At 59.5% G+C, this 25,674-nt stretch carries 22 protein-coding genes; 9 read left to right on the top strand and 13 right to left on the bottom strand.

Features of this window, described 5'->3' with window-relative positions; genetic code table 11:
- Positions 1 to 60 precede the first annotated feature (60 nt).
- Positions 61 to 1,101 carry an AraC family transcriptional regulator ligand-binding domain-containing protein gene (locus ACQZ5K_RS00500; protein ID WP_448739367.1) on the top strand — a complete coding sequence of 347 codons (1,041 nt, stop codon included), beginning with the start codon at positions 61 to 63 and terminating at the stop codon, positions 1,099 to 1,101.
- Positions 1,102 to 1,565: 464 nt separating this feature from the next.
- Positions 1,566 to 1,811: a helix-turn-helix domain-containing protein gene (locus ACQZ5K_RS00495; RefSeq protein ID WP_020809172.1), complete on the top strand. Its 246-nt coding sequence runs from the start codon at positions 1,566 to 1,568 to the stop codon at positions 1,809 to 1,811.
- A gap of 219 nt (positions 1,812 to 2,030) precedes the next feature.
- Here ACQZ5K_RS00495 and ACQZ5K_RS00490 read toward each other — a convergent pair whose 3' ends face one another.
- The 8 genes from ACQZ5K_RS00490 to ACQZ5K_RS00455 all read right to left on the bottom strand — a co-directional run bounded on the left by ACQZ5K_RS00490 (position 2,031) and on the right by ACQZ5K_RS00455 (position 9,366).
- Positions 2,031 to 3,020, bottom strand: a complete 990-nt coding sequence (locus tag ACQZ5K_RS00490; RefSeq protein WP_448739366.1) for an Ldh family oxidoreductase — start codon at positions 3,018 to 3,020, stop codon at positions 2,031 to 2,033.
- A 127-nt stretch (positions 3,021 to 3,147) separates the two neighbouring features.
- Positions 3,148 to 4,074, bottom strand: coding sequence for an energy transducer TonB family protein (locus ACQZ5K_RS00485; RefSeq protein WP_448739365.1), 927 nt, complete (start codon positions 4,072 to 4,074; stop codon positions 3,148 to 3,150).
- Positions 4,071 to 4,547, bottom strand: coding sequence for a TonB system transport protein ExbD (gene exbD, locus ACQZ5K_RS00480; protein ID WP_080818355.1), 477 nt, complete (start codon positions 4,545 to 4,547; stop codon positions 4,071 to 4,073). Before exbD ends, ACQZ5K_RS00485 begins: the two co-directional genes overlap by 4 nt.
- Before the next feature lie 6 nt (positions 4,548 to 4,553).
- Positions 4,554 to 5,762: a tonB-system energizer ExbB gene (gene exbB, locus ACQZ5K_RS00475; RefSeq protein ID WP_448739364.1), complete on the bottom strand. Its 1,209-nt coding sequence runs from the start codon at positions 5,760 to 5,762 to the stop codon at positions 4,554 to 4,556.
- A 193-nt stretch (positions 5,763 to 5,955) separates the two neighbouring features.
- Positions 5,956 to 6,693, bottom strand: a complete 738-nt coding sequence (hutC, locus tag ACQZ5K_RS00470) for a histidine utilization repressor (protein ID WP_448739363.1) — start codon at positions 6,691 to 6,693, stop codon at positions 5,956 to 5,958.
- 34 nt (positions 6,694 to 6,727) lie between these two features.
- A complete protein-coding gene (locus tag ACQZ5K_RS00465) occupies positions 6,728 to 7,513 on the bottom strand; it encodes an ABC transporter ATP-binding protein (RefSeq protein WP_003524386.1) in 786 nt (261 codons plus the stop codon).
- Positions 7,513 to 8,286, bottom strand: coding sequence for an ABC transporter permease (locus tag ACQZ5K_RS00460; protein WP_448739362.1), 774 nt, complete (start codon positions 8,284 to 8,286; stop codon positions 7,513 to 7,515). The genes ACQZ5K_RS00465 and ACQZ5K_RS00460 overlap by 1 nt, the downstream gene beginning before the upstream one ends.
- A gap of 138 nt (positions 8,287 to 8,424) precedes the next feature.
- Entirely contained in the window at positions 8,425 to 9,366 is a 942-nt protein-coding gene (locus ACQZ5K_RS00455) for an ABC transporter substrate-binding protein (protein ID WP_137004195.1), read from the bottom strand.
- Positions 9,367 to 9,573: 207 nt separating this feature from the next.
- Between ACQZ5K_RS00455 and ACQZ5K_RS00450 the strand changes: the two genes are divergently transcribed.
- Entirely contained in the window at positions 9,574 to 10,284 is a 711-nt protein-coding gene (locus tag ACQZ5K_RS00450) for a YoaK family protein (protein WP_448739361.1), read from the top strand.
- A 12-nt stretch (positions 10,285 to 10,296) separates the two neighbouring features.
- On the opposite strand, the gene ACQZ5K_RS00445 is transcribed toward ACQZ5K_RS00450, so the two are convergent.
- Positions 10,297 to 10,815 (bottom strand): hypothetical protein, encoded by a 519-nt coding sequence (locus ACQZ5K_RS00445; RefSeq protein ID WP_448739360.1) that lies wholly within the window; start codon positions 10,813 to 10,815, stop codon positions 10,297 to 10,299.
- A gap of 78 nt (positions 10,816 to 10,893) precedes the next feature.
- On the opposite strand from ACQZ5K_RS00445, the gene ACQZ5K_RS00440 reads away from it, so the two are divergent.
- Positions 10,894 to 11,532, top strand: coding sequence for a trimeric intracellular cation channel family protein (locus ACQZ5K_RS00440; RefSeq protein ID WP_080818366.1), 639 nt, complete (start codon positions 10,894 to 10,896; stop codon positions 11,530 to 11,532).
- 73 nt (positions 11,533 to 11,605) lie between these two features.
- On the opposite strand, the gene irrA is transcribed toward ACQZ5K_RS00440, so the two are convergent.
- On the bottom strand, positions 11,606 to 12,025 hold the full coding sequence (gene irrA / locus ACQZ5K_RS00435; protein ID WP_003507276.1) for an iron response transcriptional regulator IrrA: 420 nt from the start codon (positions 12,023 to 12,025) through the stop codon (positions 11,606 to 11,608).
- A 317-nt stretch (positions 12,026 to 12,342) separates the two neighbouring features.
- Here irrA and fabA point away from each other — a divergent pair, with 317 nt between their 5' ends.
- From fabA to ACQZ5K_RS00410, 5 genes are all read left to right on the top strand, one after another.
- Entirely contained in the window at positions 12,343 to 12,858 is a 516-nt protein-coding gene (gene fabA, locus ACQZ5K_RS00430; protein WP_003507274.1) for a 3-hydroxyacyl-[acyl-carrier-protein] dehydratase FabA, read from the top strand.
- Between the two features lie 75 nt (positions 12,859 to 12,933).
- A complete protein-coding gene (gene fabB, locus ACQZ5K_RS00425; protein ID WP_003524377.1) occupies positions 12,934 to 14,157 on the top strand; it encodes a beta-ketoacyl-ACP synthase I in 1,224 nt (407 codons plus the stop codon).
- Positions 14,158 to 14,163: 6 nt separating this feature from the next.
- Entirely contained in the window at positions 14,164 to 14,970 is an 807-nt protein-coding gene (fabI, locus tag ACQZ5K_RS00420) for an enoyl-ACP reductase FabI (protein WP_003524375.1), read from the top strand.
- 191 nt (positions 14,971 to 15,161) lie between these two features.
- On the top strand, positions 15,162 to 15,758 hold the full coding sequence (locus ACQZ5K_RS00415) for a TadE/TadG family type IV pilus assembly protein (RefSeq protein ID WP_003524373.1): 597 nt from the start codon (positions 15,162 to 15,164) through the stop codon (positions 15,756 to 15,758).
- Positions 15,755 to 16,348, top strand: a complete 594-nt coding sequence (locus tag ACQZ5K_RS00410; protein WP_020812531.1) for a TadE/TadG family type IV pilus assembly protein — start codon at positions 15,755 to 15,757, stop codon at positions 16,346 to 16,348. Before ACQZ5K_RS00415 ends, ACQZ5K_RS00410 begins: the two co-directional genes overlap by 4 nt.
- Positions 16,349 to 16,387: 39 nt before the next feature.
- On the opposite strand, the gene ACQZ5K_RS00405 is transcribed toward ACQZ5K_RS00410, so the two are convergent.
- From ACQZ5K_RS00405 to ACQZ5K_RS00395, 3 genes are all read right to left on the bottom strand, one after another.
- Positions 16,388 to 18,157 carry a sulfite reductase subunit alpha gene (locus ACQZ5K_RS00405; protein WP_448739359.1) on the bottom strand — a complete coding sequence of 590 codons (1,770 nt, stop codon included), beginning with the start codon at positions 18,155 to 18,157 and terminating at the stop codon, positions 16,388 to 16,390.
- Positions 18,154 to 23,655, bottom strand: coding sequence for a glutamate synthase-related protein (locus ACQZ5K_RS00400; RefSeq protein ID WP_448739358.1), 5,502 nt, complete (start codon positions 23,653 to 23,655; stop codon positions 18,154 to 18,156). The genes ACQZ5K_RS00405 and ACQZ5K_RS00400 overlap by 4 nt, the downstream gene beginning before the upstream one ends.
- A 406-nt stretch (positions 23,656 to 24,061) precedes the next feature.
- On the bottom strand, positions 24,062 to 25,390 hold the full coding sequence (locus ACQZ5K_RS00395) for an MFS transporter (protein ID WP_020812534.1): 1,329 nt from the start codon (positions 25,388 to 25,390) through the stop codon (positions 24,062 to 24,064).
- Between the last annotated feature and the right edge of the window lie 284 nt (positions 25,391 to 25,674).

Genomic DNA, 25,674 nt, shown 5'->3' with positions numbered 1-25,674 from the left:
CGCTCTCTCAAGGCTTACCATCACGCGACAATTTCCAAACATGGTACGCCAAGGCGAGGGATGCCCGAGAAGAGGGTCAGTGGCGAGATAAGTGTGGTGGCCGGTCTGGCTGCCGGCGTCAGCAATTATGCCCGGTCACGGGGCATAGATATCGCGCCAATCTGCAAGGCTCTGGACATTGATCCAGCCATATTCAGCAGCCTGACGGAACGCATCAGCCTCGATAGATTTTCCCGCCTGCTCGAAACCTGCGCACTGATTTCCGGCGACGACGCCTTCGGTTTGCAATGCGCCTCCACCTTTCCAGCGGGTGCATCCGGCGCGTTCGGATATGGGCTGATCAGCGCACCGACGGTACGGGCGTTCCTGCGTTTTCTTCAGGACCATGTCTATTACGCGACCAACAACAGCAATTTCACAATGGTAACGGATGCCACGCAGGTAACCCTGTCATGGTCCTTCGCGCCGGTTATCGCCAAACGCGATCAATATGTGGATTTGTCGCTCGCCGTCCTGGTACAGCGTCTCCGTGATATTCTCGGAGATCGTATCAACCAGATCGAGATCGGTCTGGAGCGGCCGAAACCGAATAATATTCAGCTATTTAAAGAAAGAATGACCAGACGCGTCAGTTTTTCCCAGCCGATCCATACCATGCGTCTGCCGGTATCGCTTCTCGATGTGGTCAATCCGAATGCGGATGAGCGGCTGTTCGAGCTGATGAACCTGCAATGCCGCATGTTGCGACCGGAAACATCGGCGGACGCGACCCATTTCATTGATCAGGTGAAGCGGTATATGCAGATGCGGCTCTCGGATGCCGAGCTTTCGCTCGGCGAGATCGCTCCCTATTTCAACCTGTCGGAACGGAGTTTTCAACGGCGGCTCGCAGAGCTCGGCACCAATCTCAACGAGATAAAGGACACCATTCGCAAAAATGCCGGTTTCAAACTCCTCGTGGAAAGCGATCTTCCGGTATCCGACATCAGTTACAGGCTTGGCTATTCGACACCCGGTGCGTTTTCGCGTTCCGTTTCCCGCTGGTTCGGCGCGACACCGACCGACATTCGCAAGAAACACGCGCATCATTCCGCCGGATGATACATGTTGACGGCATCAATATTTCGAAATGACCCATTAAATTTGAGAAATATGTCGGTGCTCATCGCAATATGTGCCGAAACATAACAATAAAACGAAAAACTTGGCGCGAGATGTTATTCTATCGGTGAGGCACATCGCCTATTAGAGCGCCGCATATCCTTCGGGTGTGACGAAAACATTCCAGAGCTTTGAAGCTGCATTTCACGCCAGACCAATTGTGGTCCTTGGCGATATCGATGTTGCAGTTCCTTTCAATGCACAGAATAGAGCGTCCGCGCCGGGATCGGCTGGCTGCGAAATCGGCCCTTTATTGCATAATTACCGATGCCCGATGAAACCTATTGGCGAAACTAGCGTTTCTGTTCGCGTATAGACAGAGCGGTAAACGAGCTGGTTTCGGGGAATGAATCATTGACTGATCGTGCCCCGGGAAGGCCAATCTCTTTTAAGGCTGAAAGAAAATGTCTTCAAATACGCCGCATGAACATCGCCAGACGCGTGAAATCATCCTTTCGGAGCGTGAGCGGCATTATCTGGGGCTGGTCGCGCGGGGCAAGCATCCGTCCCACATCGCCTTGATAACCGGCGCGGACGAAGCGGACGTGAAGGACACTCTTGAAAGGGTGCGCCACAGGCTGGGCGCCACCAATCTGCTGAATGCCGTCAGCATCGCCCTACTGCGCGGCCTGATCGAGCAGGACGCATAATCGCCACCTGATCGTCCAAGCTTACGCGAAACGTCCCCTCCCGTAAGCTGAAAACCGAATGAGCGGCTTTCTGCGTCAAAATCCTTCCATATCAATGGCGGGATGGCGGACCAAAAGCGGGCTGGACATGATGTCCGGCCCTATCGACGCAAATGCAAAGCAGCCATTTACGGTTTGCCCGGCGGGTCATAGTCGACCCGCCGGGTTTTTATTGTCACGTCAGAGCGCTTGAATTTCGGCCAGAATATCGCTTTCGATCACGATGCCGCTTTCCAGCGCCTGCTTGCGAATCCCCTGGCTTCGGCGGCCGGGCAGGCGCACATTTTCCTGCTTTTCTATCTCGCCGGCGATGAGCGCCAGCCGCTCGGTAAAGGCCGCACCGCCTGACGATACCGGGTCTATGGCGATGATCGTATGGCCGAGAGAGGGCGGCGTTCCCTTGTCGTCGAGAAGGGAAGAAGCCTCGAATGCGAAGTTTCCGCCTGTCACCGCAGCGGCCATGATCTCCACCATCAATGCCAGCGCAGCGCCCTTGGCCTCGCCTGCGGGCACCATGGTTCCCTCTATGGCCTCTTCGGGATCGGTCGTCGGCCGGCCGTTTCGGTCGAGCGCCCAGTCGCCGGGGATGGTTTCACCCTTCTGGCGGGCCGCCATGATCTTTCCGCGCGCGACCTTGGAGAGCGCGAGATCGATGACCAGCGGATCGGCGCCGCTGACGGGGGTGGCGAAGGCGATCGGATTGGTTCCATAGAGCGGTTTGCTGCCGCCCCACGGCGCCATGGATGCCGGTGCGTTGGCGAACATGAGTGCGACAAATCCCATTTCGGCGAGGCGCTCGACGGTCAGCGCCATGACACCCGCATGATGGGAGCGGTGGATCGCGGCAAGCGCAATGCCCTGCTGCCGGACCATGTCCGGCAATTCCTCAAGGGCGCAATCGATCGCCGGATAGGCATAGCCGTGATTGGCGTCGACCGAGAGCACGCCCGGCTTCACGCGGGTCGCCACCGGACGCGCCTTGCCGTCGACCTTTCCAACCCGCGCCTGCCGGACATAAACGGGGATGCGGCGAAAACCGTGACCACCTTGGCCGGCCGCCTCGGAGGCGACGAGCGCCTTTGCCACCGAACGGGCGTTTTGCGGCAGAACGCCGTTGCGCTCAAAGATAGAGGATACGAGATCCTCCGCCTCTGCGATTGAGAATTTCATTCCGGAATGCCTCTGCTTGTGAAGTCGACAAGACCTACACCATCGAAAACATTCGCGAAATGTTATTTATACGGCCGAAGAGTTTCCGCCCATCTAAACGCAGGATCAATCAACGCTCACAATTTTTCTATCGGATACTAATTGGGAGAGTAATGGTTTTCCCCGCCTCAGGAGGGGGTGGGGGCACTGGAGACGCACTCTGCACCCAAGCTGCGATTTGCTGATCAATCGAAGAATCCCCCGTCGACTGCACGACGCTCACACCGCTGATCACCCCTGCATCATTGACCCGGAATCGAACAGTCGCCGTCATATCACCTCCACGGAGAGAACGCGGTTTACGACGTTTGATATGCGCGTGAACCTTAGAACCCCATTTTGCCGGTGAAGCGGATGACGAAGAAAAGAAGCCGGCATTGCTGCGTGATGCCGCGGTCCTGTCGGACTGCTGGACTTCCGCCTTCGCCGTTTCGCGCAGTTCCGATGCCTGCTGCGGTTTGGGACGCTGCCGCTCGACCTTCTTTTTCTCTTCCGGCTCTTTCTTTTCCACCTTCTTTTCGACGGGCGGCGGCGGAGGACGCATGACGGGCAGAGGAACCTCGACATTTTCGAGTTCCGCCATCATCTGCTCCTGAACCGGATCGACCGGCTCCACGGGTTCGGGAATTTCCTGCGGTTCGACGATCTCCTCGATCGGCGGTTCAGGCGGCTGCACCGGCTCTGGCGGCGGCGTTTCCGCAACCGGCTCCGGTGGCGGCGGCTCTTCCGGGGCAGCTTCCTCCACCGGTTCGCTGCTGTCGCTCTTCACCTCTTCGGCGTCCTCGACATCCTGCGCCTGCGTCGTTTCTTCGGTCTTGACGGCCTCCGGTATCGCCGCCATTTCGATCATGATCGCAGCAGGCGGCGGCCCGCCTGCATCCAGCTCCTCGGGCTCCTGCATCAGATAATAGGCAAAACCAGCGTGAACGCCCAGCATGAGCAGCGCCGCGACGGACCACAGCGTTACTTCCCCGAGACGGGAATGCCGGGCCTGCGGGTAGCCGTTTTCAGTCATGGCGCGGTTCCCGGCGCTGCAGGTTGACCAGCCGCGGCAGGCTGCGATGCGGCAGCCGCGTTTTCCAATCCTACAAGGGCGATCTTCAGATAACCGGCATCTCTCAGCAGGTTCATGATTTCCATGAAGTGGCCGTAATCGACCGCCTTGTCGGCCCGCAGGAAGATGCGCGTATCCTTCTTGCCGCCCGTCTGCCGGTCGATGGCGGCCGCCAATGCTTCGCGGGCAACCGCATCATTACCGAGATTGAGCGAGAGGTCGTCCTTGACCGTCAGATAAAGCGGCTCCTCCGGGCGTTCCGCCGGCTTTGCGGTGGATGCGGGCAGATCGACATTCACGTCGACGGTGGCGAGCGGTGCCGCCACCATGAAGATGATGAGCAGAACCAGCATCACGTCGATGAAGGGCGTGACATTGATCTCGTGGTTTTCGGAGAGATCGTCTCCGCTATTTTCGCGAATACCGCCAGCCATGGCCGATCACCGTCCAACCAGCGATACTGCGGGCTTACTGGTGCTGCCCGGCGGAATACGGCGGAAATCGAGATCGCGGCTGACGAGGCGTTCCACACCGGCTGCGGCATCCGCCAGCAGATGGCGGTAACCGGTGATGGAGCGGGCGAAGACGTTGTAGATCACCACGGCCGGAATGGCGGCGACAAGGCCGATGGCGGTGGCGAGCAGCGCTTCGGCAATGCCCGGCGCGACGACGGCAAGGTTGGTCGTCTGCGATTCCGAAATGCTGATGAAGGAGTTCATGATGCCCCAGACGGTGCCGAACAGACCGACGAAGGGAGCGGTGGAACCGATGGTCGCAAGAACACCCGTTCCGCGCGACATGCGGCGACCGGCATGGGTTTCGATACGCGACAACGCCGAAGAGACACGCTCCTTGATACCGCCGCCATCCGTGTGTTCGACCACCGCATCCGAAAGCTGCATCTCGTGGGTCGCCATGCGCAGCATCAGTGCTGCCGGCCCACCCTTCTTTTCGACGGCCTCGGTGGCCTCGGTCAGGGTTTTTGCCCTGCGAATGACCTTGAGCGTCGCGCCGGCGCGCACCCGCGCACCCGCAAGCTCAATAGACTTCGCAACCCAGACCGTCCACGTGACCAGAGATGCGAAGGCAAGGCCGATCATGACACCCTTCACGACCCAGTCGGCCGCCATGAACATGCCCCAGGGAGAAAGGTTGTGCGGGATATCCGCACGATGTTCAGCACTCGCGGGCTCGGTGCTGACAGGCTCTATCGGGGTCGCGGCTTCATTCGGCGCGGTCGTCTGGCCCGTCTGTGCGGGTTGCTCGGTCTGCGTCGGCTGCGGCGCCAGGCCTTCGACGCCCGGTGCGGTATTCGTCGCGGGCTGAGCGGGTGCAGGCTGGACCGGTGCGGGCTGAGTAGACTGAGGCTGCGAGGGTGCGGTGGCGGCCGGCTGTTCCGGTGCAGTCGCGGAAGGCTGGACGGGCGCGGCCGCCGGAGCGCTCGGCGTCGCAGGAGCGGCCGGCTGAACCGCTTCCGTTTGCGGTGCGGGCTGTATCTGGGTTTCCGATGCCGTCTGAGCGAAAACCGCGCCGGCACTCAGGCCAGCACTCAGGCCGGCCAGCAAGGTGACAGTCATGGCAAGGGAGAGATGCCTTGTCGTGTTTGCCTTGTTGAAGGATGCGGAAGAAGTTGAGGTCTCAGCTGACATAATTTTTATCCCGGATTTCCGTCAATGAACTCATCCGCAGATTGACCGGTTCCTGAAAACCGGGGTCATGAACGGATACCGTCGTGAAAGCTTGACGTTCCGATAATAAACCTGAGTTCTTTTGACAACTATTATATTGTCAAAAGACGACCCGTAAACTCTTCTTTACAAAAAATTGACCGATCGACGGCCTTCAGCTGCTCTGCGAGGGCGAAAACTGCGCAATGAGAGCATGACGGTCACCGGGATAGGTGACACGGACGCGGGTGATGTAATCCGCCCCATGCCAGGTCCGCCGATCAATGACCAGACAGGCAGCACCGGAAGCAATACCCAGCGCCGCTGCATTTTTACGGTCGGCGGAAACGGCGCTGATACGATGTTCGGCCGCACTCCAGGGCACCATTTTCAGCAGCCATTTGCCCGGCCCGATCTGTGAAAAATCCGCGGCTTCCGCCTCCGGAACGGCGGTGACATTGACGATGCGCTCTTCAAGGCAAAAGGGAACGCCGCCGGCGAAGTGCGTGCAGGTGAGTTCCAGGACCGGGGCCTCGGCGGCAAGCGCCATGGCCGCGCCGTCTTCTTCCCCCGCAGGGCGCAGCCGTCGTTTGTCGAGACGGTAACCGTAGACCAGACCCAGCGCCTGCACCTCCCGCTCGATATCGTGGATTTCCAGAACGGCGGATTGCGCATGGGGCTGGCGAACGAAGGTGCCGAGACGGCGGCGTCTTTCGATGAGTCCGCGCTGCACCAATTCGCTGAGAGCCTTGTTCACCGTCATGCGCGAACAGGCATATTGCCGGGTCATCTCGTGTTCGAAGGGAATACGATAACCCGGCGGCCATTCGCCCGACATGATGTGGCGCTCGACATCATTGCGAATGCGCTCGTGCAGCGATTTTTCCTGAAGATCGGCGCCTGTGCTCCTCATCCCGATGCTTTTATCCTCCCCTTTGCCGGATCAACTATCCATGGGCAGCGGCGGCAATCGCCTCGCTGCGGATTTCCTCCGTAAGCTTGGCGCGCAGCTCGGAAAATTCCGGGCTGGCCTTGACGGTGTAGTGACGCGGATGCGGCAGGTCGACCGGCGTGATCGACTTGATGCGACCCGGCCTTGCGGACATGGTCACCACACGCGACGCCATGAAGACCGCCTCTTCGATATCGTGGGTGACGAAAATGACCGTCTTCTGCTCCCGCTCCCAGATACCGAGCAGCAATTCCTGCATCAGCCCGCGCGTCTGGTTGTCGAGAGCGCCGAAAGGCTCGTCGAGCAGCAGGATTTTCGGGCCGTTCGCGAGGGCGCGGGCAATGGCCGTTCTCTGCTGCATGCCGCCGGAGAGCTGTTTCGGCCAATGGTTCTCGAAGCCGCGCAGGCCGACCTTGTCGATATAGCTATCGACAATCTCCCATTTTTCCTTCTCGGCAACGCCGCGTTCGCGCAGGCCGAAGGCGACATTTTCGCGGATCGTCAGCCAGGGAAACAGGGTATATGACTGGAACACCATGCCGCGATCCGCCCCCGGCCCCGTCACCGCTTTGCCGGACAGCAGCACTTCGCCCGTCGTCGGGCGGTCGAGACCGGCGATGATGCGCAGCAAGGTCGATTTTCCGCATCCCGACGGGCCGAGGATGGTGACGAAATCATTGCGGGGAATTTCCAGATCGGTGGGCTGGAGGGCCAGCGTCGGTTGCCCGCCCTGCACACCCGGAAAAGTGCGGCTGACGCCCTTGATGACGAGTTCGCTCATCAGGCAAGCCTCCAGGCGAAAAGCTTTCGGTTCAGCGATTTGAACGCGAAGTCCGAAATAAGACCGATAATGCCGATGACGATGATGCCGAAGATGATCTGCCCGGTCGCCATCAGCGCCTGGCTGTTGATAATCATATAGCCGATGCCCGAGGAGGCGCCGATCAATTCCGCGACAATGACATAGGTCCAGGCCCAGCCGAGAACGAGACGGAGGATTTCCGCAATATCCGGCGCATTGGCGGGAATGAGAACACGGCGCACAACGCCCCGGTCCTTCGCACCAAGCGTGTAGGCCGCCTCCACGAGATCACGCCGCGTGCCGGCGACAGCCACGGCCACCATCAGGATGATCTGGAACACCGCGCCGATGAAGATCACCAGCAGCTTCTGCATCTCGCCGATCCCGGCCCAGAGAATGAGGAGCGGCACGAAGGCGGAAGCAGGCAGATAGCGCGCGAAGGAGACGAAAGGCTCAAGCAGCGCCTCGACGGGCTTATAGGCCCCCATGGCGATGCCGACCGGCACGGCAACGAGCGATGCCAGCACGAAACCGCCCACCACGCGCCAGATCGTCATGCCGATATCGCTGGCAAAACCCTGATCGGTCAGCAGATAGATGCCGTCCTTCAGCATGGTGATGGGGTCGGCCAGAAAGGTCGGCGACACGAAACCGCCCAGCGTGGCAATGCCCCAGGCAGAAAAAAACAGCACGAAGAACAGGATGCCGAGAGCAATTCTCGTGCTGTTCCTTATGGGTTGAAGAGGTTGCATCTGTCGCCTGTCCGGAAAACCGGCGCGGCACCTTCGCCGCGCCATCAGAACGCCGTGCGCGTCTCGTGACGCACAATCGACGCACTCACTTGTCTTTGGCTGCAATATTCCCTGGAGGGAATGCCGCCGCCTCTTCTGTTACTTGATGAAGGACGTATCCGCGAGGGTCGAAAGATCGGGTTTCGACTTTATCACGCCGATTTCCAGCAGCAGGTCCGCCGATTTTTCCGAGAATGTCTTGAATTCACCCTCGAAAAACTTCTGGTTGGCGGCCTTGTCCTGCCATTCGAGGAACTTTGCCGAAGCGGCAAAGGCCTCGCCGGTCTGCTTCACATCCGCGCCCATCGTCGCATAGGACTTTTCGGGATCGGCCTTGATGAGCTCGAGGGCCTGGAAATAGCTGTCCGCCAGGGCTTTCGCCGCCTGCGGATTGGCCTTCAGGAAATCCGGGGTGCAACCGAACGTATCCATGACGGCGGGATAATCCAGCGTCGTGGCGAGGATTTTGCCCTTGTCGGGGGCGGCGCGGACAGTGGACAGATAGGGCTCATAGGTCATGGCCGCATCATTTTGACCGGCAACGAATGCCTGCGCGGCCGGTCCCGGCTCGAGGTTGACGACCTTGACGTCCTTCAGGGTGAGGCCGTTTTCCTTGAGAATCCAGGCAAGGAAGAAATAAGGAGAGGTGCCCGGCGCGGAAGCGGCAACCGTCTTGCCTTTCAGGTCCGCGACCTTTGCAACATCGCTGCGCACCGCAATGCCATCAGCGCCGTGCGACTTGTCCATCTGGAAAATCTGGGTGGATTTCACGCCATTGGCATTCCACGCGATCCATGTTTCCACCGTGGTGGCGGCGCACTGGATGTCACCGGAAGCAAGGGCCAGATGGCGGCTCGCCTGCGGTATTTTCTTGATATCGACTTTCAGGCCGTTCTTTTCGAAAATGCCGGCCTGTTTGGCGAGCGTCAGCGGTGCAAAACCGGTCCAGCCGGACATGCCAATCGTCACCGACGTCTCGGCATAGGCGGAAGCGGATGACAACAGCGCGGCGACTGTGGCGAGAACCCATGTTTTCTTCATGATCTGAACCCCTTTTGATTTATTTTTGTGCGATGTTGTTTATCGCTTTATTTGAGGCATGGTAGGCAGGGAATTTATATTTGTCTAGACAAAATAGAAGCTTCCAAAGGCCTCCAGAAAGATTGCAAATACACCATCCGGCATTCTAGACATAGGATAACACGGCCCCGCGCACAGGCCCGCCGTTTTTCCATATCGAGCTTTTCCATGACCAGACAAAGACGCCGCAGTATCATCAGGGCAAGGCGAACCGGAACCGGAATTGCGCTGGTTGCCGCCATTTCCTTCATCGCGGGCATGACGGATGCGGTGGGCCTGCATATTTCAGGCGACTTCGTGTCCTTCATGACCGGCAACACCACGCGCGCCGCAGTCTCGATGGAGGCTGGCCTCTATTCCCATGCCGCGAAACTGCTTTTCGCAATCGTTGCCTTCGTGGCGGGCAATGCAGGCGGCATCGTGGTGGCGCATAAGTTCGACCGGCGCATCTTCGCCGTTCTGATGGCGGTGGGATTGCTGGTAACAATTGCCGCGCTGCTCGGCGGCGAGACTTCCGCTCTTGCGCAATTTTATCTCGTCGTTTTCGCCATGGGCATGGTCAACGCCGCCGTTGAGCACATTGAGGGACTGCCAATCGGGCTTACCTATGTGACCGGCGCGCTTTCCCGCTTCGGCCGCGGCATCGGCCGTTTTCTTCTCGGCGAACGAAGCCTCGACTGGGGCATTCAGATCGTGCCATGGCTTGGCATGATATGCGGCGCGATCTGCGGTGCCATTCTCGCCGCCACGCTGCAATCGAATGCCCTTTGGGTGGTTGCGGCCACGGTTTTCGCCGTCGCCATCGCCACCTTCATCATCCCGCGCTCGCTTCGCCAGCGCTACAATCAAAGGGTCAAAATCCGGAGGATTACGCCCTGAAAATCGTCGCCGTCACTTTCGCGAGATGGTGACGAATTTCGTGCCGCGCACCCGCACCGTCATCAGGCAGGGTTCCTTGTCGGTACGCTCGCAATAACGCGGATGCATCTTCAGCACGAAAACCATGTTGCCGAAGCGCTTGATGAAATCATAGTCGTAAATCCGGGCCGTCGCGATCATCAGATAACCGCCCTCTTTCACCTGGACATAGAAATTATAGGGGCATCCCTCGTCGTCGCAGCTGCGGCCCTTTTCGCCATCACAATCGAGAACGCCGTGATTGACGACGGCGTCCATCAGCCCGTCATTGTTGATATCCAGCCGCGTGACGAAATCGTCGCCGAAGGCCGCCACCTTGCACTCGTTGCGAAAATGATCCTTCTCGTAGATCTCGGGGTCGTTCACCAGCTGCTGCTGCGCCGAGAGCGCCACCGGAAACATCAAGAGAACCAGCACCTGAAGAGCGGCAACGAGAGCGATTCGCACGGCATTTTCCTTTGCATCCGTTTCGGTTATGGATGTTGCGATCATCCGGGCGGCCAGCCTAGAGTTTAGTGCTTGCGCGACACTGACGTGTTCGCAGCCCGTGTTTCCGGGGGGGACCTTTTCATGACGCTTCTGGGTTTTCTCGACTATGCCGGCGTCGCCATCTTTGCCGCAACCGGCGCGCTCGCCGCCTCGCGCAAGCAGCTCGACCTGATCGGCTTTCTGTTTTTCGCCGCCGCAACCGGCATCGGCGGCGGCACGGTGCGCGATCTGGTGCTTGGCAGGACGCCGGTATTCTGGGTGGTGAACCCGACCTATATCCTCGTCTGCGTCTCGGTCGCGGTGCTGCTGTTCTTCACCGCGCATCTGTTCGAATCCCGTTACCGCGTACTGATCTGGCTCGATGCGCTGGGCCTTTCCGCTTATTGCGTCATGGGCGCAGCCAAGGGGCTTGCCGCCAGCGGCTCCGCAACCGTCGCCATCGTCACCGGCGTTCTGACGGCGACGTTCGGTGGCGTGCTGCGCGATATTCTCGCCGGCGAACCGTCCGTGCTGCTGCGGCCGGAAATCTACATCACCTGCGCGCTTTTGGGCTCCTCCACCTTCATTGTCGTCTATTTTCTCGGCGCACCGCTTTATGCCGCATCAGCCGCAGGCGTCCTTACGGCCTTCGCCGTCCGATCCGGCGCTCTGGTCTTCGGCTGGACTTTTCCGCCCTACAAGGCAAAGCCCGGCAGACGGCCGGAAGATGTCATGAAGTGACATATAGAAATCCGCCGAAAACAGAAATGGCGCCCGTGGGCGCCATTTTCATGCCTGTTGTCGGACTGAAGCTTCATCCGCGCTTGCGACGAAGGCGGATGACCACGTCCACATGGGCGATTTCCATGCCCTCGGGCGCTTCCGGCAAATTGTCGATCTGGAGGTTATTGACGGGAATATCGAGAACCTCGTTCTCGCCCTCCACGAAGAAGTGGTGGTGATCCGAGACGTTGGTGTCGAAATAAGTACGGGCGCCTTCCACGGCGAGAACACGGATGAGGCCGGCTTCAGTGAACTGGTGCAGCGTATTGTAGACCGTGGCGAGAGAAACGGGCACGCCGGCGGTGACCGCCTCATCGTGCAGTTCCTCGACCGTCAGATGGCGATCGCCCTTTGCGAAAAGCAGATCGCCCAAAGCCACACGCTGTCGCGTGGGGCGCAGCCCCGAGCGCCGCAACCTCGTTCCGATATCCAATGTGGCGTCAAATGCCATGCAATCCCATTCCAAACAGAGGTATGAAACTTACCAATTGCATTAGCATATATCTTTTGCGGCGAGTGCTTTCAATAGTTTCGGCGTGGCTTAGGCGCGGCAAATGGCGGCAAACCGGCCATTCCTGCAAATTTCCTCTGGTTCCAGCCGTACGGTTCCTGTATGCGGACGGCATATTGAGGTAATGACTTCTGCGAAGAAGGTTCGAAGACAAAGAATGTGGGCGGAGCGGCCTCTGCCCTTGCAGCGCTTCATTTTGAACCTAACTTGCTCTAGTGAAGTCGATCAACACCAGTAACTGGGGAAGTGAAAACGGTATGGCAACGAGGCAATCAAGTTACAATTACGAGGAGATCCTGTCCTGCGGTCGCGGCGAATTGTTCGGCCCGGGAAATGCACAGCTTCCATTGCCCCCCATGCTCATGGTCCATCGCATTACCGAAATTTCCGAAACCGGCGGCGCCTTCGACAAGGGTTTCATCCGCGCCGAATACGATGTCAGCCCCGACGACTGGTATTTCCCCTGCCACTTCCAGGGCAACCCGATCATGCCGGGGTGCCTCGGCCTTGACGGCATGTGGCAGCTGACAGGTTTCTTCCTCGGCTGGCTGGGCGAAGAAGGCCGCGGCATGGCGCTTTCCACCGGCGAAGTGAAGTTCAAGGGCATGGTTCGCCCTCACACGAAGCTCCTTCAATATGGTATTGATTTCAAGCGCGTGATGCGCGGCCGTCTGGTGCTAGGAACCGCAGACGGCTGGCTCAAGGCGGATGGCGAAACCATCTATCAGGCGACGGACCTGCGCGTAGGCCTGTCGAAGGAAAAGGCTGCCTGAGGCAGACGGAATAGTCCTGACAAACGCCGGGCGGCTTCTGCCGTCCAGCCGAAATCTTAAGAAAAGGTCCCTTTCATGAGACGAGTTGTTGTCACCGGCCTCGGTATTGTTTCTTCCATCGGCGGTGATGCCGCTGAAGTCACCGCATCGCTGCGCAATGCCAAATCCGGCATTTCATTTTCGCCGGATTTTGCCGAACACGGTTTCAAATGCCAGGTCTGGGGCAAGCCGTCTCTCGACCCGACCGATCTGGTCGACCGCCGCGCCATGCGCTTCCTGTCGCAGGGCGGCGCGTGGAACCATGTCGCCATGAAACAGGCAATCGCCGATTCCGGTCTCGAAGAGAGCGATATCAGCGGCAATGAGCGCACCGGCATCATCATGGGTTCGGGCGGTCCGTCCACCCGTACCATCGTCGAGGCAGCCGACATTACGCTGAAGAACAACAGCCCGAAGCGCATCGGTCCCTTCGCCGTGCCGAAGGCCATGTCCTCCACCGCCTCCGCGACGCTTGCCACCTGGTTCAAGATCCATGGCGTCAACTATTCCATCTCGTCGGCCTGCTCCACCTCGGCGCATTGCATCGGCAACGCCGCCGAAATGATCCAGTGGGGCAAGCAGGACGTGATGTTTGCGGGCGGCCATGAGGATCTCGACTGGTCGATGTCCAACCTCTTCGACGCCATGGGTGCCATGTCGTCCAAATATAACGAGACGCCGAGCGTCGCCTCGCGCGCCTATGACGTCAACCGCGACGGTTTCGTGATTGCCGGCGGTGCGGGCGTGCTGGTTCTCGAAGAGCTGGAACATGCAAAGGCGCGCGGCGCCAAGATTTACGCCGAAATCGTCGGTTACGGCGCGACCTCGGACGGTTACGACATGGTGGCTCCTTCAGGCGAAGGCGCAATCCGCTGCATGCGGCAGGCGCTTTCCACCGTGAAGGGCGACATCGACTACATCAATACCCACGGCACTTCGACGCCGGTTGGCGACAGCAAGGAAATCGGCGCGATCCGGGAAGTCTTCGGCGACAAGATCCCGCATATCCAGTCGACCAAGTCGCTCACCGGCCATTCGCTGGGTGCGGCCGGCGTGCAGGAATCGATCTACGGCCTGCTGATGATGCAGGAACGCTTCATCGGCGAAAGCGCGCATATTTCCGAGCTCGATCCCGAATTTGCGGGCGTTCCGATCGTTCGCAGCCGTATCGACAACGCCAAGATCGACACCATCCTTTCCAATTCCTTCGGCTTCGGCGGCACCAACGCCACGCTCGTCTTCCAGCGTCATAACGGATAATTGCCCATGAACGGCATCATGCAGGGTAAACGCGGCCTCATCATGGGCGTCGCAAACAATCATTCCATCGCCTGGGGTATCTCCAAGGCGCTTGCGGCACAGGGCGCGGAACTGGCCTTCACCTATCAGGGTGAAGCGCTCGGCAAGCGTGTGAAACCGCTTGCCGCCGAGCTCGGATCCGATTTCATCGTACCATGCGATGTCGAGGATATCGCCTCGGTCGACGCCTTGTTCGCGACGATCCGCGAAAAATGGGGCTCGCTGGATTTTATCGTCCACGCCATCGGCTTTTCCGACAAGAACGAGCTGAAGGGCCTCTACGCGGATACGACGCGCGAGAATTTCAGCCGCACCATGGTCATTTCCTGTTTCTCCTTCACGGAAATCGCCAAGCGCGCCGCCGAACTGATGACCAATGGCGGCTCCATGTTGACGCTGACCTATAATGGTTCTCAGCGCGTCATTCCGAACTACAACGTCATGGGCGTCGCCAAGGCGGCTCTTGAAGCGTCCGTGCGTTATCTCGCTGCCGATTACGGCCCGCGCGATATTCGCGTCAACGCCATCTCGGCCGGTCCGGTCCGCACGCTGGCGGGCGCCGGCATCTCGGATGCGCGGGCGATCTACGCATGGAACCAGAAAAACGCACCGCTTCGGCGGACCGCGGACATCGACGATATCGGCGGATCCGCGCTTTACCTGCTGTCCAATCTGTCGCGCGGCGTGACCGGCGAATGCCATTATGTGGACTGCGGTTATAACATCACCTCCACGCCCACGCTGGAGGTCCTCGCCAGGGCCGATGCTGATTAAGCCTCCGCCTCATCCGCTTTCAAGAAAGCCCGGCCCTGAGCCGGGCTTTTTTATTTTGGCACGTACCAAATTCGGAAATCACTAAAGTATAAATTATCGAAGTAATAGAATCTAAACATCGGGGTGGTTATGGTCCGCAACAAATTCAACGGTTGCGCTTGCCGCATATTCTTAGAGATCGATATCGCCTCATGCGACTGGCCAGACTGAAGCCATTGCTGGAAAAATTCGGAGTCTCGCGCGACGGGACAGCGGCTATAGAATTCGCGATACTCGCGATCCCCTATTTCCTCGTCGTCTTTGCGATCATCGAGACCTTCATCGCCCTGATGGCGGAACAGGTCGTCGCCAATGCCACCGAGAACATGGCGCGGCGTCTGCGCACCGGGCAGATCAGCAGCTCGATTTCGAAAGAGGATTTCCGCAAGAGCTTCTGCAACGAAGTTTCGGTGATGATCACCTGCTCCGCGGATGAAATCCAAAAAGAACAGAAGCTCTATATCGACCTTCGCTCCTTTACCGCCTTCAAGGATATTCCGACCACGATACCGCTGAAGGCCTATGGCGAATATTACGATCTCGATACCGCTCAATTCGGCTTCAAACCGGGCGGGCCGGAAACCATCAACATGTTGCGTGTCTATTATCGCTGGCGTGTGGTTGCCGATATCATCCGGCCATACCTGACCAAAATACGTCCGGCCGATGGATCGATGCCCTCACATTTCCTCATCGTCGCGACAAATGCGTTCATGAACGAGAAATACATCACAGGCGGGGGCTCATGATGGCAGGGCTGGTGTCCGTTGCGGCAAACGGCAAACGACGCCTGATGGCGCTCGTTTCACGCTTTGCCAAAGATCGCCGAGGCGTGGGCGCGGTGGAGTTCGCGATCCTCTTTCCGATATTGCTTGCGCTTTATCTGACCTCTTTCGAATTGACGATCGGATACAACACCTACAAGCGGGCAAGCAGCGCCGCAGCCTCCATCAACGATCTGATATCGAAAACAGGGTCCGTCGATAAAACCTATCTCGCGGGCATGCAGGACGTCGCAGCCGCCGTGTTTGCGCCCTACAGCACCAAGGGTCTGCAACTGAAGATCAGCGGCATCAAGATCGACGCGCAAAAACAGGCGAAAATCACCTGGTCCTGGGATGAGAAAAATCTGAGACCCTATGCGGTGGGGTCACCGGTCGCCGTTCCGACGCGCCTGCTCGTGGAAAACAGCTTTCTCATCCACGTCGAACTTTCCATCCCGCATGAATTGCTGATGTTCATGCCCGATCTTGCCTCGTCCGGGGTGAAGTCGATCACGATCGGCCGGGAGTATTTCTTCAAACAGCGCGACGCCGAGACCGTCTGCACCAATTGCTGAACCAATCGGTGCGTCAGAACGGTCTCGTCATGGCAATAGTTAGTAGACGTCGCGCAGATAACGTTTTTCGCGCTTCAGCCGGTTCACATACTCGCTTGCCGCCTCGACGGAGATGCCGGCCTCATCGCTGATGATGTTGTGCAGAGCATCATCGACATCCTTCGCCATACGGGTCGCGTCGCCGCAGACGTAGAAATAACCGCCCTCTTCAAGCCATTGATAGAGCGCCTTGCCGTTCTGCCGCATGCGGGTCTGGACATAGATCTTCTCCGCCTGATCCCGCGAGAAAGCGAGGTCGAGGCGGGTGAGCACACCATCGCGGCTCATGTCGCCAAGCTCGTTTTCATAGATGAAATCCGACTGCCGGTGCTGATCGCCGAAAAACAGCCAGTTTTTGCCCTTTGCACCTCTGGCTTGCCGTTCCTGCAAAAAAGCCCGGAAAGGCGCGATGCCCGTGCCCGGTCCCACCATGATAACAGGGGCATCATTGTCCTGCGGCACACGAAACGCCTTGTTCGGCGAGACGAAAATCCCGGCACTCTGCCCGGCCTCCACGCGGTCGGCGAGATAGGTGGAGCACACGCCGCCACGCTCACGGCCCTCGGCGCGATAACGCACGCTGGCGATGGTCAGATGCACGCTGTCTTTTGCAACCAGAGGGCTGGAGGAAATGGAATAGGCGCGATGTTGCAGAGGCTTCAGGAATGTCACGAATTCAGCAACATCGAATAGTGGCTTTCCGCCGAGATTGATGAGGTCGAGAATATCCTTGCTCCAAAGAAAGGCGGCCAGCTGCTCCCTGTCTCCGTTTGCGAGAATGTGGCTGAGTTCGTCATGCCCCGCACGCTTGCCGATTTCGGCGACGAGTTCACGCGACGGCGTCGATATCTCGAACATGTTGAGAAGCGCATCGCCGACCGGCCGGTCCAGCCCGGCGATTTGGCTATCCGCAGCCGCTCCGAAGTGTTCCAGCAGCGCGCCGACCAGTTTCGGATCGTTCAGAGGCACGACGCCAAGAGCGTCACCCGCCTCATAGTCCAGGCCACTTTCGCCGAGATCGAATTCGTAGTGACGAATTTCCTTGGACGAGCCGGGACCGGACAGACGACGATTGACGCTTACCTCAGCCGAATAGGGATTTTTGCGGCTCCAGCCCTGCTTTGCCCGCATGGGCGGCTCGGCGATATCGGGCATGGTGACAGATGCCGCATTGCCGCCATCGACAGCAAGCGCGAGCGGCAGGGTCTCGCCGATCCATGCGGCGGCGGCATCCTCAAAGTCAATATCGCAATCGATACGCGTCTTCATACGCTTGCCGCCGAGTTGTTCGAACCGCGTATCGATAAGCTTGCCCGCCTGGCAGAAGCCGTCATAACCGGTATCGCCGAGCGCGAGGACGGCAAAATTCACCTCGTCCAGACGCGGCGCGCTGTCGGCAGCGAGCGCTTCCCAGAAAAGCTGGGCATTATCAGGCATTTCACCTTCGCCATAGGTCGAGGTGACGACGATGACTCGTTTCATCGCCCCGAGACTGTCCATCGAGACATCATCGAGTGCCGTCACCACCGGCTGCATGCCCTGCGCACGGGCGGCGGCGGCAATATCCATCGCCAGCGCCTCCGCATTGCCGGTCTGGGTGCCGAAGAGAATATTCAGCACACTAGCCGCCGCCCTGGGAGCAGCGGCGGCAACCGATGTCTCCAGGCCGATGGCGGCGCGGGAATGGAGGCCCGCCAGAAAACCGGAAAGCCATGCGCGCTGATCACCGTTGAAGGGCGCGTCTTCGGGAATATAAGGTATCTTCATCATGCTGCCCTGTGGCTGGATGCGGTGGCGAGATCGGGAATGGCGCGGGCTGCGAAAAGCTCCTCGAAGCCCGGCAGACGGCCGATCTTCTCGATGTTTTTCCGGTTCTGCTGAATGATCCAGCCATAGGTGCCGGGGCTGTCCACCGACCAGATGTTCCTGCGCGCCAGCGCCTGCTTGTAGTCGTCGAGACGCTTGGCGGCGATCATCACCGCAAGCTGTTCATCGCTATGGTCTGAAAGCGCCTCGCGCGCATATTTCAGCAGCCGCTGCATCAGCGCATAGTCTTCCGTGAGGATGAGATTGCGCACGGCTTTTTCAATGGCCGGGTCGGAAGGACCTGAGGCCATCGGCACCCGCTGCATGGCGATGGCCTGCGCCATGCTCAACACGGTATAATTGTTGAGCAGCGCATACATTTCCTCGGTATCCGTCTCGCCATAACCCGGCACCGTTCCGTTCAGGACGGCCTTGCGGTCGCGATAGGCGAGCTTGAACTTGCGCAGTTGATGAGCGGCAAGGGCGGATGCCAGTTCCTCCAGCAGTTCCTTGCGGGGCTTCGCCTTCAGAATCTCATCGCTATCCTGATAAAGCAGCAGGGCGCGTGGCATGCCGTAAACGAAGTTATGCTGTTCGCTTTCCCAGTTTTCCAGAAGCCATGCCGCCTTGGCCGAGCCGGTCTCTGCGACATACCAGGTCAGAAGCTGGTGGATGGCCTGATTATGAATGGCGGCCTGTTCATCCTCACCGGTGACTGAACCGAGCAGGATGGAATCGTGGCTGACTTTCTTCGGCAGATCGCCATAGGGATCATACTGGTAAACGAAACCGCCGCTCATGCCGTTGCCGAAACCCTTGCCGAAGCTGCCGATATTCAGCACCGCGCCGTTGGTCATGTATTCGCAGGCGAAATCACCCACGCCTTCGACGACGGCAGTGGCGCCGGAGTTACGCACCGCGAAACGGTCGCCCGCCTGCCCTTCCACGAAGGTGCGGCCGCCGGTGGCGCCGAACAGCGCGAAATTGCCGACCAGCACATTGCCGCCCGCCTCTTCCGAGCCGCCGCCGGGGGAGCGCACGACGATGGTGCCGCCACAGGCGCTTTTGCCGACGCCGTCATTGCAGGTGCCGGTATGGACCATGATCATGCCGTCATTGCAGAAAGCGCCGAAGGACTGCCCGGCGGAACCGGAGGTATCGATGCGCACCGAACCCGCCTCAAGGAACCGGCGACCACGGCTGTCCCGCTTCACGGCCGGCAGAGCATCCGCCTCTTCGTCGGAAAGCTCATGGTTCAGCATACGCTCGATATCGACGGCGAGCTGACCGCCGACACTCTTGTTGCAATTGTTGAGGAAACGATTGCCGCCAAGCTCGATGTTCTCGCGCCTGCTGTCGACCAGGGCCGAGCGCACGAGTTCGATGAAGGCGTCGTCCAGTGCAAAGTCCTTTTCCATATAGACGGGGCTGTCGATCTTCACCTCTTCGACCACGGCAAGCATTGCCCGGAGGTCAAGCTGGCCGACGCTCGCCGGATGATCGAGGAGGTGAAGAAGATCGGAACGGCCGCGTGCTTCCCGCAGCGAGCGAAGCCCGAGTGCGGCCAGAATCTCGCGCGCCTCATGGGCGATGTTCATGAGATATTGCGCCAGCGCGCGGGGATCGCCGTTGAAGGCTTCCTGATTGGTGGTGAGACCGGCCGGGCACTTGATGTTGCAGTTCTTCGCCATGACGCATTTCAGCATCATCAGCGCCGTCGTGCCGAATTCGAAGCTGTCGCCGCCGAGAAGTGCGGATTTCACCACATCGCTCGCCGTCTGGTGCGCGCCGGAGCAGCGCAGCAGCACCTTGGCGCGCAGGCCGGTGGCGCAAAGCGCCTGATGCACTTCTGCGATACCGATTTCCGCCGCGCGGCCAGTATATTTGAGGCTGGTGACGGCCGCCGCCCCCGTGCCGCCGGTATTCCCGGCGACATTGATGACATCCGCCCCCGCCTTGGCGACGCCGACCGCGATCGTGCCGATACCTTCCGACGAGACCAGCTTGACGATGACGCGCACACGCGCCGCCTTGGCGTCATGGATGAGCTGGGCCAGATCCTCGATCGAATAGGTATCGTGATGCGGCGGCGGCGAGACGAGTTCGACACCCGGCGTGCCGCCACGCGCGGCGGCGATTTCCACCGTCACCTTCGGAGACGGCAACTGCCCGCCCTCGCCCGGCTTTGCGCCCTGACCGATCTTGATCTCGATCTCTTCCAACATCGGATCAGCAAGATAACCGGCCCAGACGCCGAAGCGGCCGGAAGCGAACTGCTTGATGCGCGAGGCACGGATGGTCCCATAACGGGAAATATGCTCGCCGCCTTCACCCGAATTCGACATACCGCCGACCATGTTGGTGCCATGGGCAACCGCCTCATGGGCGGCGGCAACCAGCGCGCCGTGGCTCATGGCACCCGACGCGAGAGTCTTGGTGATCTCGCTCGCCTTCTGAACGGCATCGAGCGGAATGCTTTCCGGTGCGGTGCGGATAAGCGACAGATAGGCGAAAGCCTCGCCCCTGGCCTGAACCATAAGCGTGCCGCCTTCCAGCCAGTGGCCGGAAATATCCGCACCGAAACGGTCGAGCAACGACTGGCCGAGTGCGGCAAGCCGGGCAAGCTCATGACCGTGCGGGCCGGTCAATTGCAGCCGGAAAGCGCCGTCTCCCGCCTCTTCGCAACGCAATCCGCGCACCATGAAGCTATTATTGCCCTGACGGGAAAAACGGCCCATTTCCCGGCGGAATTCTTCTGCGGATCCGGCGAAGGTCACATCGGCGGGCAATTCCAGAACGTCGCGCAGAGCGGCGGGGCGGCGCGCCCTTTCTTCCGTCATCATGCGGGCGAAAGCGCGATAACCGGGCGTAACCTCGAATGCGTCGATGGCCTCCGGGGTCAGCCGGTCGAAGCTGTTGTGATAATAGGCCGCATCGTTGAGACCGAAGGCATCTTCCAGCCGGTTGAGCGGCAGCAGGCGCAACGCCTCCTCGTTTTCGGTTCCCTTGTCGAAACCGATCTTCTCCTCCGTCATGTCCACGAAACCGCGTACCGCCGTCGTGCCATAGGAATGGCCGGCGCCTTCCGCACGCTCCTTGAAGAGACCGAGCAGCGGAATGTCGTTTTCACCCTTCACGGACAGCGCCTTGCGGTGCCAGTCCGCCACCGCCTGCGCGATGACGGCGAAGTTGACGCCGCCAACCGGGGTCTTCACATTCGGGAAATAGCGCTTCAACACCGCATCGTCGGTATCGAGGAAGTTCGGCTCGAAGAACTCGCCGCCGATATAGCTTTCCGCCGTACACAGGCCCACCTTGCCCATGGTCTTCATCAGCGACTTTTCCGCCGCCTTGGCGAAACGCTTGAAGGCCTTGTCGGCATCAGCACCGAATTTCTCCTCGGCACGGAACTGCACGCCAAGCGGATAGACGGCAGAAGCGCCGAAGCCGAGGCCGGCTGCTATGTGATGCGAGGAAGAAAACTGGCCACTTTCCACGATCAGGGAAATGCGCAGCCGCAGACCTTCCTCGATCAGCCGCTGATTGATGGCGGAAACGACCATGATCATCGGCAGAGCCGCGCGGCCTGCCGAGACATGCCGGTCGGTGATGACGGCGATGCCGCCTTCCTCGGCCGCAAAAGCCGCAACCTCATCGCAGAGACCATCGATGGCCTGCCGCAGGGCCGCTTCATTGGCCTCCGCAACATCGAAGACCGGCGAATAGAGCATTTCGAAACGGCGAAGGGGCGTCTCCGACTGTTCGCGGATGCGCAGCATATCGAGATGGGTGAGGATGGGGGAGCGCACGACGATCTGGTGGGCCTTTTTCGCACCGCTGTTCGGCTTCGCACCGAGGGCGACACGCAACGTCATGCCATCGGCCTCACGAATACTGTCAAGCGGTGGATTGGTGACCTGCGCGAAGCGCTGCGAGAAATACTTCGCAACGCCGCCTTCCTGATCGGACAGCGCATTGATGGCATTGCCGTAACCCATCGCCGAAATCTTTTCAGCGCCGGAGGCCAGCATCGGGTCCATCAGGAACTTGAAGCTTTCCTGATTATGCGAATAGGCGACATAACGCTGGTGCCGTTCCAGATCGCCATTGTAACGCAGCGGCGAGCCCTGCTTTTCCGCCGGCACTTCCGGCAGATCCTCCAGCATGACACGGGCTTCGCGCAGCAGGGATGAATAATCGCGGCGTGAGGCGAGAAGCTCCAGCGACTCGACGGTGGAAAACGCGCGGCGTTCTGCATGGTCGTAATAAAGCATGCCGCCCGCCTCGATGCGGCCGCGGCGGATGACGCTTTCCGCCGGAAAGGCGATCTGCCCGGCCTCCGACATGACGCAGAGATAATCTTCCGTCTCGACGGTGCGCAGCGGGCGCAGGCCGAGGCGATCGAGCCGCGCGCCGATGATGGTGCCATCGCCGAAAATCAGCGCGGCCGGGCCGTCATTCTTCTCCTCATAAAGCGAGAAATATTCCAGCATCGCCTTCACGGCCGGTGACAGGGTATCGTCATTTTCCCAGGCTGGCGGCATCATCGAGACCACCGCGGTGACGAGGTCGAGACCGTCTTCCATCACCCGTGCCTGCAGGGTCTGGTCCAGGCGGCAGCTGTCCGACTGGCCCTTCGGCCGAATGATGCTGGCATTCTTCGCCAGCGCCACGGCCGCTTCCGACAGCCGGTTCTTCTTGTCGGTGTTGAGCTCACCATTATGCGCCATCAGGCGGAAGGGCTGCGCCATGGAGGGGTGCGGATCGGTATTGGTGGAAAACCGCGTGTGGAAATACATCGTATGCACTTCATGACGCGGATCGGTGAGATCGCAGAAATAGGGCATGACCTCATGGGAGTTCAGGCGGCCTTTCAGAACCTGCGTGCGGGCGCTGAGCGACAGCGGATAAAAGCCGGCGAGTTCCGGCACAGTATAGGCAAGCGCCTCGATGGCGAGCAGCGCCTTGTGGATGCGCCAGTCGAATTCGGCGAGGGTTGCGCATTCGGCCGGAGCCGAAAAGACCCATTGGCGGATCGGCAACTGGTAAGGGACGGCAGCGGGACGGATGGCCGCATCATTCACCGGCACATCGCGAACGAGCAGGATTGCAAAGCCCTGCTCTTTGAGGGCGTTTGCGATGATACCGACAGCCTCGGCGTGGAAAGCCGGATTTTGCGGCAGGAAAAAATTGCCGACGCCGAAACGGCCGGCCTGCAAGCCGTCCTCACCGGTCAATTCCCGAAAGAAGGAAAGCGACAAATCCAGCGACACGCCAGCACCATCGCCGACACCTTCCGCCGACATGCCGCCGCGATGCGGCACGGCACAGAGAGCCTCGTGGCCGCGCTTCAGCACATCATGCGTCTGCACGCCGTCCTTGCGGGTGATGAAACCGACGCCACAGCTGCTTTTTTCAAAAGCCGCATCGTAAAGGCCGAATTTTTGCTCCGTCACGCTCAAGGCACTCTCCTCTCGTTGCGCATTTCGCGCGGCATCGCCCTCTTTCCCGAAACCCGGCGCGTCAGCCGGCACTCTGCGGGCGGAGCCGCAGGCGACCTGGCTGCTCCTCATTCTTCTATTTATCGGCGTTTAATGGCGCGAACGGTCGTTTTGCGGCCGTCAAACGGCTTGGCGGCGATGGCCGCTTTTTCGCAAATAATGATCGTCGTCGTTCGCATAGCGCTCCCTGATGGCCGGCTTTCCGGCGGTGAGATACACTGAATTACGTCAGTATTACTTACATAATATTTCATGATCGACCGAGTCAAGATTAAAATCGGCCCGGCGCAATAAAAAAACAAAAACGCCGCGAAATCCGACAGGATTCCGCGGCGCGATGGCTGCAGGGATTTTTAAATTGCCCGGATCACTCCGAAGGCATGTCCAGCGTGCGGCTGAACCAGAGGGCTATCAGCGTGCAGAGCGCACCCGACATCAGGTAAATGCCAACCGCGAAAAGGCCGAATTTGGACGAAAATCCGAGCGCGACGAGCGGCGCGAAACCGGCGCCGATTAGCCAGGAAATATCCGAGGTGAGCGATGCGCCGGTATAGCGGTACTCACGGCTGAAGCGGGAAGCAAGCGCGCCGCCCGCCTGCCCGAAGGACAGGCCAAGCAGAGAAAAGCCGATCAGCACAAAGAGGTAACGGCCAATATCACCGGAACCAAGAAGAACCGGCGCAACCAGACTGAAAAGGCCGATCAGCACCGCCGCGATGGCGAGAAGCTTCCGCCGGCCGATCCGGTCGGCCAGAATACCGGAGACCACGATCATTCCGCCCGCAATGATGGCGCTGACGAATTGCACGAACAGGAAGTCCGAGACGCGCTGGCTGGTGTTGAGCGAAACCCAGCTCAGCGGGAAGACCGTGACGAGATGGAAAAGCGCAAAGCTCGCCAGCGGCACGAACGCTCCAGTGACGACCACCGGAAACTGCGAACGCAGCATCTTGAACATGGGGCGCGGTTCCAGCTCGTGCTGTTCCAGCATGGCCTGGAATTCCGGCGTCACGATCATACGCAGGCGGGCGAAAAGCGCGAGAACATTCAGCGCCAGCGCCACGAAGAACGGGAAACGCCAGCCCCAGGCGAGGAATTCCGCATTGGAAAGCTGCGTCACGAAGACAATGAAAAAGGCGCTGGCGAGACCGAAGCCCATGGCCGCACCGATCTGCGGCATCATGGCGTACCAGCCGCGCTGTTTCTGCGGTGCATTCATGGCGAGCAGCGAAACCAGACCGTCCCATGCGCCGCCAAGCCCAAGGCCCTGGCCGATGCGGAATACCGCAAGAAGACAGGGGGCAAGCATGCCCGCTTCCGCATAGGACGGAAGAAAGCTGATCGCCATGGTGGAACCACAGAGCGTGAAGAGGGCCGCCATCAGCTTCACGGCTCGCCCGAATTTGCGGTCGATCTGGAGGAAGATCAGCGAGCCGATCGGCCTTGCGATAAAGGCCAATGAGAAAACCGCGAAGGAATAGAGCGTCGCCGTCAGCGGGTCGACGAAAGAAAAGAAGACGTGGGGGAAAACGAGCGCGGAAGCGATGGCATAGATGAAAAAGTCAAAGAATTCCGTCATTCTCGCAAGAATGACCGCAATCGTGATGCGATCCGGATCGACCTTAACGGGACCGGCCCCATTTCCGTTCGCCTCCGGCGCCTGCCCAAAGGATGGAGCAGCATTCGTATAACTCATAATATCCCTCCTGCGTCATGGACGAACCATTTCCTGTAACGCGCCGACTCCTCTTCCGTTGCGTTACGATGCGACGGATTGTCACACGCACCCTACGTAACGTCAATTGAAGTTTGGCAATAAAGGGTTGCCCAGTCAGCTGACCATGCGATAATGCACGTGCTCCGTCCTTAAACGCAGCTCTGCCCGAGACATGGTGCATCGCGAAGGTTTCGCTGCACCGCGACAATATACCTCATTTGAAAAATGATGTTCGGCAATTATTCGCGGCATAATCCAAACTG

Source organism: Agrobacterium sp. 22-226-1, from assembly GCF_053522345.1.
This window is presented reverse-complemented; position numbering and strand designations above follow the sequence as displayed.

Coding starts and splice junctions, on each gene's coding strand:
- exbB (WP_448739364.1), bottom strand. CDS start 5,762: ATGTCAGCTGAGACCTCAACTTCTTCCGCATCCTTCAACAAGGCAAAC.
- exbD (WP_080818355.1), bottom strand. CDS start 4,547: ATGGCTGGCGGTATTCGCGAAAATAGCGGAGACGATCTCTCCGAAAAC.
- fabI (WP_003524375.1), top strand. CDS start 14,164: ATGAACGGCATCATGCAGGGTAAACGCGGCCTCATCATGGGCGTCGCA.
- ACQZ5K_RS00440 (WP_080818366.1), top strand. CDS start 10,894: ATGACGCTTCTGGGTTTTCTCGACTATGCCGGCGTCGCCATCTTTGCC.
- hutC (WP_448739363.1), bottom strand. CDS start 6,693: ATGAGGAGCACAGGCGCCGATCTTCAGGAAAAATCGCTGCACGAGCGC.
- ACQZ5K_RS00485 (WP_448739365.1), bottom strand. CDS start 4,074: ATGACTGAAAACGGCTACCCGCAGGCCCGGCATTCCCGTCTCGGGGAA.
- ACQZ5K_RS00455 (WP_137004195.1), bottom strand. CDS start 9,366: ATGAAGAAAACATGGGTTCTCGCCACAGTCGCCGCGCTGTTGTCATCC.
- irrA (WP_003507276.1), bottom strand. CDS start 12,025: ATGGCATTTGACGCCACATTGGATATCGGAACGAGGTTGCGGCGCTCG.
- fabA (WP_003507274.1), top strand. CDS start 12,343: ATGGCAACGAGGCAATCAAGTTACAATTACGAGGAGATCCTGTCCTGC.
- ACQZ5K_RS00490 (WP_448739366.1), bottom strand. CDS start 3,020: ATGAAATTCTCAATCGCAGAGGCGGAGGATCTCGTATCCTCTATCTTT.
- ACQZ5K_RS00450 (WP_448739361.1), top strand. CDS start 9,574: ATGACCAGACAAAGACGCCGCAGTATCATCAGGGCAAGGCGAACCGGA.
- ACQZ5K_RS00415 (WP_003524373.1), top strand. CDS start 15,162: ATGCGACTGGCCAGACTGAAGCCATTGCTGGAAAAATTCGGAGTCTCG.
- ACQZ5K_RS00460 (WP_448739362.1), bottom strand. CDS start 8,286: ATGCAACCTCTTCAACCCATAAGGAACAGCACGAGAATTGCTCTCGGC.
- ACQZ5K_RS00500 (WP_448739367.1), top strand. CDS start 61: ATGCCCGAGAAGAGGGTCAGTGGCGAGATAAGTGTGGTGGCCGGTCTG.
- ACQZ5K_RS00495 (WP_020809172.1), top strand. CDS start 1,566: ATGTCTTCAAATACGCCGCATGAACATCGCCAGACGCGTGAAATCATC.
- ACQZ5K_RS00395 (WP_020812534.1), bottom strand. CDS start 25,390: ATGAGTTATACGAATGCTGCTCCATCCTTTGGGCAGGCGCCGGAGGCG.
- ACQZ5K_RS00445 (WP_448739360.1), bottom strand. CDS start 10,815: ATGATCGCAACATCCATAACCGAAACGGATGCAAAGGAAAATGCCGTG.
- ACQZ5K_RS00465 (WP_003524386.1), bottom strand. CDS start 7,513: ATGAGCGAACTCGTCATCAAGGGCGTCAGCCGCACTTTTCCGGGTGTG.
- ACQZ5K_RS00405 (WP_448739359.1), bottom strand. CDS start 18,157: ATGATGAAGATACCTTATATTCCCGAAGACGCGCCCTTCAACGGTGAT.
- ACQZ5K_RS00410 (WP_020812531.1), top strand. CDS start 15,755: ATGATGGCAGGGCTGGTGTCCGTTGCGGCAAACGGCAAACGACGCCTG.
- fabB (WP_003524377.1), top strand. CDS start 12,934: ATGAGACGAGTTGTTGTCACCGGCCTCGGTATTGTTTCTTCCATCGGC.